Annotated in this window: 12 protein-coding genes; 6 read left to right on the top strand and 6 right to left on the bottom strand. The window is 39.6% G+C overall.

The features are described from left to right. Window positions 1-6 precede the first annotated feature (6 nt). The 4 genes from ACPDHL_RS07915 (at window position 7) to ACPDHL_RS07900 (ending at window position 6,043) form a co-directional block, all read left to right on the top strand. Window positions 7-978, top strand: a complete 972-nt coding sequence (locus ACPDHL_RS07915) for a ribonucleotide-diphosphate reductase subunit beta (protein WP_430532236.1) — start codon at window positions 7-9, stop codon at window positions 976-978. Window positions 979-1,006: 28 nt separating this feature from the next. Beyond that, complete coding sequence (locus ACPDHL_RS07910) at window positions 1,007-3,340, top strand: ribonucleoside-diphosphate reductase subunit alpha (protein WP_430532235.1); 2,334 nt, start codon at window positions 1,007-1,009, stop codon at window positions 3,338-3,340. A gap of 210 nt (window positions 3,341-3,550) precedes the next feature. Beyond that, window positions 3,551-4,996 (top strand): Na+/H+ antiporter NhaC, encoded by a 1,446-nt coding sequence (nhaC, locus tag ACPDHL_RS07905; protein WP_430532234.1) that lies wholly within the window; start codon window positions 3,551-3,553, stop codon window positions 4,994-4,996. Between the two features lie 138 nt (window positions 4,997-5,134). Then, a complete protein-coding gene (locus ACPDHL_RS07900; protein ID WP_430532233.1) occupies window positions 5,135-6,043 on the top strand; it encodes a DUF4822 domain-containing protein in 909 nt (302 codons plus the stop codon). 56 nt (window positions 6,044-6,099) lie between these two features. Here the strand turns inward: ACPDHL_RS07900 and ACPDHL_RS07895 are convergent, their stop codons facing one another. Then, the gene (locus tag ACPDHL_RS07895) at window positions 6,100-6,999 is read right to left on the bottom strand and encodes a helix-turn-helix domain-containing protein (protein ID WP_430532232.1); all 900 of its coding nucleotides are present in this window, start codon (window positions 6,997-6,999) and stop codon (window positions 6,100-6,102) included. A 142-nt stretch (window positions 7,000-7,141) separates the two neighbouring features. Here ACPDHL_RS07895 and ACPDHL_RS07890 point away from each other — a divergent pair, with 142 nt between their 5' ends. Both ACPDHL_RS07890 and ureC read left to right on the top strand, forming a co-directional pair. Further along, entirely contained in the window at window positions 7,142-7,765 is a 624-nt protein-coding gene (locus ACPDHL_RS07890) for an urease subunit gamma (protein ID WP_430532231.1), read from the top strand. Window positions 7,766-7,786: 21 nt separating this feature from the next. Continuing rightward, the gene (gene ureC / locus ACPDHL_RS07885; protein ID WP_430532230.1) at window positions 7,787-9,493 is read left to right on the top strand and encodes an urease subunit alpha; all 1,707 of its coding nucleotides are present in this window, start codon (window positions 7,787-7,789) and stop codon (window positions 9,491-9,493) included. A 208-nt stretch (window positions 9,494-9,701) separates the two neighbouring features. Here ureC and ACPDHL_RS07880 read toward each other — a convergent pair whose 3' ends face one another. The 5 genes from ACPDHL_RS07880 to ACPDHL_RS07860 all read right to left on the bottom strand — a co-directional run bounded on the left by ACPDHL_RS07880 (window position 9,702) and on the right by ACPDHL_RS07860 (window position 12,986). Continuing rightward, window positions 9,702-10,817 carry an FUSC family protein gene (locus ACPDHL_RS07880; protein ID WP_430532229.1) on the bottom strand — a complete coding sequence of 372 codons (1,116 nt, stop codon included), beginning with the start codon at window positions 10,815-10,817 and terminating at the stop codon, window positions 9,702-9,704. Between the two features lie 238 nt (window positions 10,818-11,055). Beyond that, complete coding sequence (locus tag ACPDHL_RS07875) at window positions 11,056-11,589, bottom strand: NADPH-dependent FMN reductase (RefSeq protein ID WP_430532228.1); 534 nt, start codon at window positions 11,587-11,589, stop codon at window positions 11,056-11,058. Between the two features lie 144 nt (window positions 11,590-11,733). Further along, window positions 11,734-11,991, bottom strand: coding sequence for a DUF6952 family protein (locus ACPDHL_RS07870; protein WP_158963096.1), 258 nt, complete (start codon window positions 11,989-11,991; stop codon window positions 11,734-11,736). 18 nt (window positions 11,992-12,009) lie between these two features. Beyond that, complete coding sequence (locus tag ACPDHL_RS07865) at window positions 12,010-12,318, bottom strand: thioredoxin family protein (protein ID WP_430526921.1); 309 nt, start codon at window positions 12,316-12,318, stop codon at window positions 12,010-12,012. Window positions 12,319-12,347: 29 nt separating this feature from the next. Further along, complete coding sequence (locus tag ACPDHL_RS07860; RefSeq protein ID WP_430532227.1) at window positions 12,348-12,986, bottom strand: peroxiredoxin; 639 nt, start codon at window positions 12,984-12,986, stop codon at window positions 12,348-12,350. Between the last annotated feature and the right edge of the window lie 86 nt (window positions 12,987-13,072).

Here is a 13,072-nt window from a genome sequence, read left to right as displayed (position 1 = left end):
AATGCTATGATAGAACCTATTTTACAAGAAAATAATGACCGTTTTGTCATTTTCCCCATTGAACATTACGATATCTGGGAGTTTTACAAAAAAGCGGAAGCTAGTTTTTGGACGGCTGAGGAAGTGGATCTTTCCTCAGATCTCTCGGATTGGCACCATAAATTAAAAGAGGAAGAACGCTTTTTCATCTCTCGGGTATTGGCGTTTTTCGCTGCAAGTGATGGTATTGTCAATGAGAATTTAGCGATCAACTTCATCCAAGAGGTACAATATGCAGAAGCACGATGTTTTTATGGTTTTCAAATTATGATCGAAAACATCCACTCCGAAATGTATTCCCTTCTTATCGATACCTATATCAAAGATCCCAAAGAAAAAGACTATTTACTGCGTGCCATTGACACCATTGATTGCGTACAAAAAAAGGCTAATTGGGCACTGAAATGGATTGAAAGTGATACCTTCGCTGAGCGTTTAATCGCCTTTGCTGCGGTAGAAGGTATTTTCTTTTCGGGCAGTTTTTGCTCTATCTTTTGGCTGAAAAAACGAGGATTAATGCCTGGACTAACGTTCTCCAATGAATTGATTAGCCGAGATGAAGGACTTCATTGTGATTTCGCTTGTTTACTCTATATCAACCACATACAAAACAAACTTTCAGAAGAAACGGTACACAGCATTATTCGAGATGCCGTGGCCATTGAAAAGGAATTCGTCACGGAAGCACTACCTGTTCGACTCATTGGCATGAATGCAGCCCTCATGTGTCAATATATTGAATTTGTAGCCGATCGTCTACTTGTCACATTGGGATATGCCAAACTGTGGAACGCAAGTAATCCTTTTGATTTTATGGAACTCATCTCCTTACAGGGCAAAACCAATTTCTTTGAACGCCGAGTGGGTGAATACCAAAAAACAGGGGTAGCCCAACAAGCGACAGCAGCAACTACTTTTTCGTTGAACGAAGACTTTTAATACCAACCACTTATAAAACAAACACAATATGTATGTAATAAAGAGAAATGGCAAAAAAGAAGCCGTACACTTTGACAAAATTACCGCTCGCTTACACAAGTTGGTGTATGGACTGGAAATTACGGAGAATGAAATCATCGAAATAAGCAAAAAAGTCATCCAAGGAATATACGACAACGTCACAACGACAACCCTAGATACGTTAGCCGCAGAAACCGTGGCTGCTTATACCACAACCCACCCCGATTTTGCTATTTTGGCTGCCCGTATTGCAGTAAGTAATCTTCATAAAAACACGCTAAAATCGTTTGCTGAAACAGCAGAAAAATTATATCATTATATCGATCCGATCACCCAAACTCACGCCCCACTGCTGGCGGAAGAAACCTATCACATCATTCAACAAAATGCCGATCGATTAAATAGCAGTATTATATACGAACGCGATTATTCCTTCGATTACTTTGGGTTTAAAACGCTGGAGAAATCCTACCTCCTTCGCACCAATAACACAATCGTGGAGCGCCCACAACATCTGTTTATGCGCGTCGCAATTGGCATCCATAAAAATGATATTGATGCCGCTATCGAAACCTATAACCTCATGAGTAATAAATGGTTTATTCACGCCACTCCTACACTATTTAACGCGGGAACTCCTAAACCTCAACTATCTTCTTGTTATTTATTGACTATGAAAGAAGACAGCATCCAAGGCATTTATGATACGTTAAAAAATTGTGCGCTAATCTCTCAATCGGCTGGAGGTATTGGTCTTAGTATTCACAATATACGCGCTACAGGAAGTTACATCAAAGGGACAGGAGGTGTTTCCAATGGGATTCTCCCCATGTTGAAGGTTTTCAATGAAACGGCGCGTTATGTTGATCAAGGGGGAGGCAAGAGAAAAGGTGCAATTGCCGTGTATCTCGAACCTTGGCATGCGGATATCCTCGACTTTTTAGACCTCCGAAAAAACCACGGCAAAGAGGAAATGCGTGCGCGCGACTTATTTCCTGCCTTGTGGGTTCCCGATCTCTTCATGAAACGCGTAGAAGCAGATGCGCCTTGGTCCTTGTTTGATCCCAATGAAGTACAAGGTTTATGTGATTTGTATGGAGAGGCCTTTGACGAACAATATATCGCTTACGAACAAGCAAATAAAGCCCGCCAAACCCTACCCGCACGAACTTTGTGGCAAGCTATAGTTGAAACCCAAATTGAAACGGGAACTCCTTTTATGTGCTACAAAGATGCTGCCAATCAAAAATCCAATCAACAGAACTTGGGTACGATTCGCAGTTCCAACTTGTGTACGGAAATTATGGAATACACCGATTCCGAAGAGATAGCCGTGTGTAACCTCGCTTCTATTGCGTTACCCCGCTATGTAGAAGACGGGGTATTCGACTTTCAAAAGCTGTATGAAGTTGCGAAAATCATCACCAAAAACCTCAATAAAATTATTGATCACAACTACTATCCCCTACCAGAAACTGCGCGTTCGAACCATCGTCATCGCCCCATTGGTCTTGGTGTACAAGGACTAGCTGATGTTTTTATGTTGTTGCGCTTGCCTTTTGAAAGTGAGGAAGCTCAAACCTTGAATCGCGACATCTTTGAAACGATCTACTTTGCTGCTTTAGAAGCTTCCATGACCTTAGCTAAAGAAAATGGAAGCTATGAAACCTTTGCTGGATCTCCTCTTTCTCAGGGTATTTTTCAGTTTGATTTATGGAAAATTTCTCCCTCCGATCGATGGGATTGGTCTAGTTTAAGCGAACAAATTAAACAATATGGCGTACGAAACTCCCTTCTTCTTGCCCCAATGCCAACGGCTTCCACTTCGCAAATCTTGGGAAATAACGAGTGTTTTGAACCTTATACGAGCAATATTTACAACCGTCGTGTGCTATCTGGAGAATTTGTTGTGGTGAATAAACACCTGCTCCAAGATTTAATACAGCTGAATTTGTGGAATCCTACGGTAAAGAATCAACTCATTGCCGCCAATGGCTCTATTCAATCCATCCCTAACATCCCCAAGGATATAAAGGCGCTGTACAAAACCGCTTGGGAAATCAAACAAAAAACCCTAATTGACATGGCCGCAGATCGCGGAGCCTTTATCTGTCAATCCCAATCACTCAACCTATTTTTAGCTGAACCCACCGCGAGTAAACTAACCTCCATGCACTTTTATGCCTGGAAAAAAGGGTTAAAAACTGGGATGTATTACCTGCGAACAAGACCCGCTGTTGATGCCATCAAATTTACTGTTGATACGGGGCTGCTTCAACGCCCCTCCCCTACAAGCAGTTGTTCCCTAGATGATCCGGAATGCCTGTCTTGCGGAAGTTGATTTTTTTTTTGCGCGCGGTGTGTGCTGTTCGTGCGGTTTGCACGGTTTGTTATTTATAAACAAATTTACAAACCGCGCAAACCGCGCAAAAACAAACCGCGCGAAAAACAAACCGTGCATTTTTGGTACAGTTTATGTGCATAAAAGAGCAGTACTCAGCTAAATTAAGTACTTTTACTTTTTTATTCACCCCTTTTAAACTGAATCAACATGCAGGAAAAACAAGAAAAGCCTATTTCATTAGCACAATCACTAATCCCTGTTGTATTACTCGTTGTCTTATTGGCTATTAATGTTTTTGTTTTCCGGGATGACGCACTATCAGGAACGAATCAATTTATCTTACTTGTAGGTGGTGCAATTGCCATTACTGTCGGTTTGTTTAACTGTGTTTCTTATGACAAAATACTACAGCAAATTGTAAATAACGTTCGCGATACCTCCAATGCTATTTTTATTTTATTGCTTGTAGGCGCCTTATCGGGTACTTGGCTGTTAAGTGGTATTATTCCCAGTATGATTTACTACGGACTAGAACTCTTACATCCCTCCATTTACCTCCCTGCCTGTCTAATTATTACCTCCATCATTTCCATTGCTACAGGAAGTTCATGGACAACCTCTGCAACAGTGGGAATCGCGCTTGTGGGCATTGGTAATGCCTTGGGCATGCCCTTAGGTGTTATTGGTGGAGCGGTTATCTCAGGGGCTTATTTTGGAGATAAACTATCCCCTTTATCGGATACAACCAACCTTGCGCCTGTTATGGCAGGTACGGATTTGTTTACTCACATTCGCTATATGTTATACACCACAGTTCCAACCTATGTGGTCACGCTGATTCTATTTAGTATCTTAGGTTTTATCTATGGTGCCGATGGGCAGGTAGATACAGCAGAAACACTAGCTGCTATTAGCGATACCTTTCACATTACGCCCCTCTTATTTATTGTCCCTGTTTTTGTAATTATATTGATTGTCAAAAAAGTACAGCCTATCGCTGCGCTACTGATTGGCACTTTATTAGGCGCGGTCTTTGCCCTTATTTTTCAGCCCAATATTGTTGTCGATGTTGCTGGTGGTGATGTGTTTAATTTCTATAACGCCTACAAAGGAGTAATGCTTGCATTAACTACAGATATCCGTATTTTGTCCCCCTTAGAAAGTCTCAATGGACTATTTGAAGCCGGTGGTATGGCTAGTATGCTCAATACCGTTTGGTTAATTCTTTGTGCTATGTTTTTTGGGGGTGCTATGGAAGCTATTGGCGCTTTACAGAAAATATCCCTATCGCTATTGAAAATCGCCAATAACTTATTTGGACTCTTCGCTAGTACAGTAGCTAGTTGCTTGGCCATCAACATTATGACATCCGATCAATACCTCTCTATTGTAGTACCAGGTAAAATGTTTGCTGATGCATATAAACAGAAAGGACTCGCTCCAGAAAACCTCAGTCGAACATTAGAAGATTCTGGAACTGTAACCTCCGTATTAATCCCGTGGAATACCTGTGGTGCTTATCACGCAGGTGTACTTGGTATTCCGACCTTGACCTATTTGCCTTACGCCTTCTTCAACTACCTAAGCCCTTTTGTTACCCTGTTATACGCGGCATTGGATTTTAAAATTAGACGAATCATCAAAAAATCATAAAGAATACGACCATCATTCCTGATTCGCATACAATTCAATAGGAAGTCCTAAATTATCAAAACGGTAGATAAGAATATACCTTTTTGGAAAACAAATCCGGCATTTAGTTTTTCATTTGTTCTCATAAAATTTAACTATATGAGAATAAAATTTTTTTTAGTAGCGCTATTTCTAGCTACTTTCAGTGCTATCACATTGCCCTCTTGTTCTAGTGATGATCACAAAGGCTCTAACACAATACAAGAAACTAAAACAGCTATGCTTGCCAAGCACGTATGGAAAACGACTGAAGTAAGAGACAACCAAAAGAAGAAGCTCGATCTTGGCGTTCAACCAGCTAAAACCTATGCTGGATTTGCGTATTACCGTCCTGATGGAACATTTCGCATCATTGATTTTAATGATCGACCTAAAATGTTTGGTAGATGGAAGTTAACAGATGGTGAAACAAAACGACTGTTGACGGTATACAACAACGACAATACCATTGCGTATGCACGTACAATTGATTTTCTTGCGCTGAACAACAGCTTATTTACCTATAGAGTTGTTCCCAATGCCAGTCAACCAGCTGTATATTACGACGTGGACCATCAACCTGTGACCAATCACCCAGAACCTTTAACTCCCGCGCAAATTTTAGCAGCTGTTGATTGGAAAACAGTAGAAGTTTTAGATATTACAGCAGGTATTGAACGGGCGAAAAAACTGAATATGAACGTAGCTCCTGCAGCTAGTTTCTCAGGAGATGTATACTATACAAATGCCCACGGTAATGCGTACTTCCCTAAAAACAAAGAAGGTAAATACGCCAATGGTTCCTTTATTTTTACAGCCTTTAACAACAAAAAAAAGGTACGTTCTACAGGAGATTGGTACGTCTCTGTTGATGGGACCCAACGCACGCTCATGGCCCGAAATCCAGACCGATCGATTGCATGGGAACGCAAGGTGCGTATTGTAGAGCTAACCACAGCTGTTTTTACCTATGATATCCAAGTAGGCCAGCAACTGCTGCGTGTGGTTCATCGTCCTTTAGCAAATTAGCATCTAAATTAAATGATTGCAAGGCTCTTTTTTTACAAAAAAGAGCCTTGTTTTTTTTATTTCCAACGATCTAAAATAGTTGTTCGTTCACTCGTTCTATATTCATTCGGTGATACTCCCATTTCCTTTCTAAAGAACTTGGAGAAATAGCTCGGTGATGGATACCCCAATTCAAATGCAATAGAGGCAATATCTCGCGTGGTATGAACCAGAAGTAATTTGGCATAGGCCACATTAACTTCATTAATCAATTGTTTGGCAGAACGTCCAAGCACTGTCTTACTGCATCGATTCAAATAATTTTCTGACAAACACAAGGAACTCGCGTAGTAGCTCACAGATTTCTCTCGAATATGGGAGTCAATCACCAATTCTTTAAATCGAAAGGCAATCTCTAAATCTCTTGAACTAAAGGTATAATTAGCCGTATAACAGTTTAATCGCGATAAAATGGAGTAAAAAATAGGGACATACACACTAGGTCTGATCGTACTCAACCCCAATTCTCCATAGAGCAGCAATAGACTAGCCGTCAGCGCTTGTGCATCATAATAGTCTAACTTGTAGTAAGGCATATACTTGATCTCCTCCTTTTTGTCGTGCATCAACAAATACTGCGTAAAAATGTCTGATTCATAGAAAATAATAAATCCTTTGACATCTTCTGATAGGTATTGCGTAGCCGTCCAAAGTCCTTGTTTAACATGTAAACACTCCCCTGAAACAATGCGATACTGTTGAAAGTTAATCAGCTGTTCAAATTCACCTTGGGTAACAAAAATAATAAAGCTAAAGGCCGTTCGGTAAGGACTTACTGGTTTTACGATACCCGTTAAATATTCTTCTATTTTATAAACTTGAAGGGAGTTGGTGTTGCTTGCTATTGCAAAATCGAGATAGGGTAAATATCTTTTTTTATAATCGTAACTAGATAAAATCGAAGCAACCTCTTTCATATAAAAATACAGTAAAAAACACTGCTAAAGGTAAGTAAAAAAACAACAGTTTAGCATAGCATGAAAAAGGAAAGTATTGGCATGATATGGCTATTTACTTGAGCGAGTCAAGCCCTTACTTTTGTACAAAACTTTAAGAACTATGTATTTAACTCACCAAGAAAAGGAGAAAATGCTTCTTTTATTTGCGGCAATTGTCGCAAAGAACAGAAAAGAAAAAGGATTAAAACTGAGCTACCCTGAAGCTGTAGCCTATTTATCTGGGCATGTGATAGAGGGAGCAAGAGAGGGCAAAACGGTACAACAATTGATTGGCGAATGCAATCAACTGCTAAGCAGTGAAGATGTAATGCAAGGGGTTCCCGAATTAGTCGAACAATTACAAGTGGAAGCGATGTTTGTAGATGGAACAAAACTCGTTTCACTCAATAATCCTATTCCATCTAGTGCATCAACGGCACAACAACCTGGAGCCTATGCCTATGTATCCGATGATATTGTACTATCGGCAGGTAGAAAACGCCTTCAACTTTCGGTTGTCAATACAGCGGATCGCCCAGTACAAGTGGGATCTCATTTTCATTTTTACGAAGTAAACCCAGCTTTGGCTTTTGATCGTGAACAGACCAAAGGTTACCATTTGGATATTGCTTCTGGTTTATCTATTCGCTTTATGCCTGGCGTAACTGAAACAGTAGAGCTTGTAGAATATGGAGGAGAAAAGATCATCCATGGTTTTACAGGAAAGATAAATGGTTCGATTTAATTTTAAACGCGGAAAAGTAAAATGAAAAAAATATCACGTAAAGAATATGCTAGCTATTTTGGTCCAACAACAGGAGACAAAATACGTTTGGCGGATACCGATCTTTGGATCCAAATAGAAAAAGACTACACTACTTATGGAGATGAATTAATTTTTGGTGGTGGAAAAGTGGTACGCGATGGCATGGGACAACATCCGTTAGCGACAAAAGAACAGGTTTTAGATACCGTAATCTCCAATGCGATCATCCTCGATCATTGGGGAATTGTAAAAGCCGACATTGGCATCAAAAATGGCGTTATTGTAGGCATCGGAAAAGCAGGTAATCCCCTGACGATGGATGGAGTATCTCCTCATATGATTGTAGGTGTAGGAACGGAATACATCGCGGGTGAAAACCTGATTGTGACAGCAGGAACCATTGATACCCATGTGCATTATATCTGTCCACAGCAATTCGATGTGGCACTACAATCGGGAACAACAACCGTTGTTGGTGGCGGAACAGGTCCTGCAGCCGGAACCTTAGCAACCAACTGTACTTCAGGCGCATGGCATTTACAACGCATGGCATTGGCAACGGACAAAATACCAGTAAATTTCATCTTTTTAGCCAAAGGAAATAGTTCTAGCGCAACTGCTTTACACGAAATCGTAACCGCAGGTGCAGGTGGAATGAAAATTCACGAAGATTGGGGAAGTACACCTTATGTGCTAAATAAGTGTTTGGAAGTTGCTGATGAAGCCGATATTCAAGTTTGTATTCACACCGATACCCTAAACGAAGCTGGATTTGTAGAAGATTCGCTCAATTCTTTCAATGGGAGATCCATTCACACCTACCATACTGAAGGCGCTGGTGGTGGACATGCCCCTGATTTATTGAAAGTGGTGGAGTATGACAATATATTACCTTCTTCTACAACACCGACCAATCCCTTCACCATCAATACCATTGATGAACACTTGGATATGATGATGATTTGCCATCACCTCGACAAGAATATACCCGAAGATATTGCTTTTGCCAAATCGCGCATTCGCGAGCAAACCATTGCTGCAGAAGGAATTTTACACGATATGGGTGCCATTTCGATGATGAGCTCTGACTCCCAAGCCATGGGGCGTATTGGTGAAGTCGTAACGCGTACTTGGCAAATTGCCGATAAAATGAAGAAAGACTTTGGTCCCTTACACCCTGATGCCACAAGTGACAACTTTAGAGCCAAACGCTATGTAGCAAAATACACCATTAATCCAGCTATTACTCATGGTATCGCCGATTATGTAGGCTCTATTGAGGTAGGTAAAATGGCTGATTTAGTTTTCTATCGACCGTGCGCTTTCGGAATTAAACCTGAGATGGTACTCAAAGGAGGGGTAATTGCCTATGCTGGAATGGGAGATCCCAATGCATCTATTTCAACCCCACAACCTTATATGTATCGTCCAATGTGGGGAACATTCGGCAAAGTAGTAGGCGAAATTTCGGCCCTATTCGTAGCGCAACAAGCCATTGATCACGGTGGATTGCAAGAATTAGGGGTTGAAAAAGCCCTAAAAGCAGTAAAAAATACCCGTCAAGTGAAAAAATCAGATCTAATTCACAATGCGAGTCAACCGCATATTGCCATGAATCACGAAACCTATGAGATTCACATTGACAATCAACCTGTATCGATTCAACCATCACAATCCTTACCTTTGAGTCAGTTGTATCATATTTAGGTGAATGGAAATTGAAGACGAGTGATGGATAAAACTCATACCTCAAATCATCGATTCTTCATGTATTATAATTCAACAAAAGGCTATACTTAGTATTAGGTATAGCCTTTTGGTTTATAGTTGACGGTTCATAGTTAACGGTTTACTGTAACTCACCACTCACCACTTACCACTCACCACTCACCCTTCTCCCATTTCCCATTTCCCATCACGATTCCATCTTCTTTCGCTTTCTTTTCCAAACAATGCGCGTGCTTCTGATTTGATCCACGGTATGATGTCGAATATATTCGTGGTGTAAAAGCCATCCGCCAATTCCCCCAAGTAAACTACCAATAATAATATCGATTAAGCGGCTTTGAATTAAAGTGTTAGGGGCATGTATTAATGGGCTTCCTGCTTCAGCTAGTAAAACAGTTAAAGCGGTGATGAATACAACAGCAAAGGTGTAATTACGCGAGATGAAAATCTCAATAATAAATTGCAGCAACATGATACAGATACACAGGTAGAGGGGCTCTTGAGAGATGGAGATCAACGCCCAACACAATCCGATGCCGATAAAGGTTCCTGCAATGCGGTGTAAGGCACGTTGCCATACGTGATACAGCGAAATCCCCTGCATAATAGCTAAGCAAGAAATCGGAATCCAATACGGATTATTGAAATGGAGTAAATTACCAAGCAGTAACGAAATAAACATAAAGGCTCCCACAATCAAAGCGCGAATGAGGTAGTCCATTTGTGTTTTAATGGGAACAACGGGTATGATTCGCACTGGTGTTTGAGGCAAATATCGACGTCCGATGATAAAGCTATAGATTAAGGCGAGAGTACAGGCAAATATAGTTCCCAAGACAAAATAACCAATACGAGTGGCGATGGTATCAAAATCAAAAGGCGTATTACTCGCCATAGAAGCGATCATAATAAAGAAGAAACTACCTGGGGGCGGCATAGAGAAATAGAGCGAAATCCAATGAACAGCCGTGGCAAATAAACCAAATACAACAGCTGAAACGAGATAGTTAAAGCTAAAAATAACACCGACCACATAGGAAAACATAAAGCCAAAAGAGCACACCAACATAATAAACATACGCTGAGGCGTTGGTAAGTGCGCAGGCACATATAGAATAACTAAACCTGCTAAACACGCGAGTAAACCTGCTTGTAAATTATCGAAATACCACCCCGTTAGCAGGGGAACGCCAATGGCAAACATCGCCATAAAGGGAACGTGCCATAGACGATCACTGTGCTTCAGTTGAAATAGATTTTTACTTTCTTGTTTAATTAATTGAACGAATAAATTACTGCTCATGGTTAAAATGGTTTTTCAGCTTACAATGAATAAACTGTTTTCGATTGAGTACTAGGATCTTGTATAAGGAAACAAGACCACTGCTACTGCTTTTTAAAGTAGTGCAAAGGTACGAATCAATTTGCAGTTTAAAAACAGAAGAAAGGCGCAAAATAGTGGATAAAAAGCAGAGTGATCTGTACTACAATAAAAAGAGGCTATCCCTATGGAATAGCCTCTTGCGTTGAAAAAGTAGTTGTTAGTTTTGGTGAAGGGTTGATTTAAAGTCGTTTAATCGCGCTTCAAATTCTATTTTTAAATGATCGTTGACAATATGACCTGCTCTAAAATTATCCTGAAAACTAGGCAGTGAAAAGTGAGAGGCAATATTTCCACCAAAGAAGGGGAAGATATTTTTCGCTGATTCCATCACGAATTGCCCTCCTCTTGGTCCTGGAGAAGTGGAAAGTAAAAACATGGGTTTTTGTTGGAAAAGCCCTTTATCTGCACGAGATCCCCAATCGAAAATATTTTTAAAGGCTGTACTAAATGTTCCGTTATGTTCTGCTAAACCAATAATTAAAGCATCACTTTCTTTTAGTATTTGATTAAAGGCTAATGCTCGAGCAGGAACTCCTTCTTGGTTGCGTTCTGGTGAATAAATGGGCATTTCATAGTCATTTAAATCCAAAATCTGAATGTCGTGTTCTGTCAAATCTCGCACAGCGTGTTTGACTAATTCTAAGTTGATGGATTGTGTACTATTACTTGCTGCAAAGGCTGTTATTTTCATGGTTGAATGATCTTTTATTTACCTTACAAAGGTAGGGAGCCTGTAGGGGATTATCGCTTAACCTAAAACAAGAAAGTAGAAGAGAGAGAATAAAAAAAAGCTACGAAGTTTACCTCCGTAGCTTTTTTATGTAAAATATAAAGATTATTTGTCGATAGACCCTAATACTCTTTGCATGAAGCTATTTAGCGCTTCTTTTTGCGTCGCACCTTCTTTCATTAATTTTTGAACTTCCAGTGCCCCGTACATATTAGAAATTAATTCACCAATAACATCCAATTCTTCGTCTTTTAACGATGGAACTTCCGTTAGGTTTTCCAATACTTCTAGGGTTTCTATGATATAGTCTTGATCATTATCCTCAATAAATTGAGTTAAATGTTTGATAACAGGTAATTTCATGCTCTTTGTTTTTTAGAATTAAGCGATTTCTCCCACTAACTCGTGTAAAACTTCCGTTTTATTTGTCTGTGTTTGGTTCACCAATTTTCCGTTAACAAAAGTAGCGAATGTAGGTAAATTACTCACGTCAGCTAGTTTTCTCGATTCAGGAAATTTCTCAGCATCTGCAATAACAAACGTAATGTTTTCCTTTTCTGTCGAAAGCTTTTTAAACTTCGGTTTCATAATTCTACAATTACCGCACCAAGTAGCTGAAAATTGAACAACTACTTTTTCGTTTTGGCCTACAATCTCTTGTAAGTTATCTTGTTCTAATTCTAAAAGCATTTTTTGTTTTTTTTTACGTTAATATCTAATTAGTGTTTGCTTAAGTATTCAGCAACACCTTTTCTGTCTGCATTCATTGCGTCTTTTCCTTCTTCCCAGTTTGCAGGACATACTTCACCATGTGTTTGAACGTGTGTGTAAGCATCGATTAAACGCACATACTCGTTTACGTTTCTTCCTAATGGCATATCGTTTACTGACTCATGGAAAATTTTTCCTGTTTCGTCAATTAAGTAAGTCGCTCTATATGTAACGTTTGATCCTTCGATTTGTACTGAATCTAACTCTTCGTTATACACTTCGCTTTCTACGTCTAAAATTCCTAATACAGAAGATAAGTTTCTCTGTGTATCAGCAATAATAGGGTAAGTAACGCCTTCGATTCCTCCGTTGTCTTTTGCTGTATTTAACCAAGCAAAGTGAACTTCGTTTGTATCGCAAGATGCTCCAACTACCATCGTATTTCTTTTTTCAAATTCAGGTAGAGCTTCTTGGAAAGCGTGTAATTCTGTAGGACATACAAAAGTAAAGTCTTTTGGATACCAGAATAATAATACTTTCTTGTTGTTTTTTGTTGCTTCTTCGAAAAGGTTAATTCTTAAATTATCACCCATTTCTGAAATAGCATCTACTGTAATGTTTGGAAACTTTTTACCTACTAAAGACATATTATTTATTTTTTAAAGTTAATATTTGTTCGTTTCTATCTTATTTCTCTTACAAAAGTAGCTTACAAATTTGGCATAAACTATTA

The organism is Myroides sp. C15-4, assembly GCF_050522745.1.
GTDB lineage: Bacteria > Bacteroidota > Bacteroidia > Flavobacteriales > Flavobacteriaceae > Flavobacterium.
The sequence above is the reverse complement of the archived record's forward strand: the minus strand, read 5'-3'. Positions and strand labels throughout refer to the sequence as shown.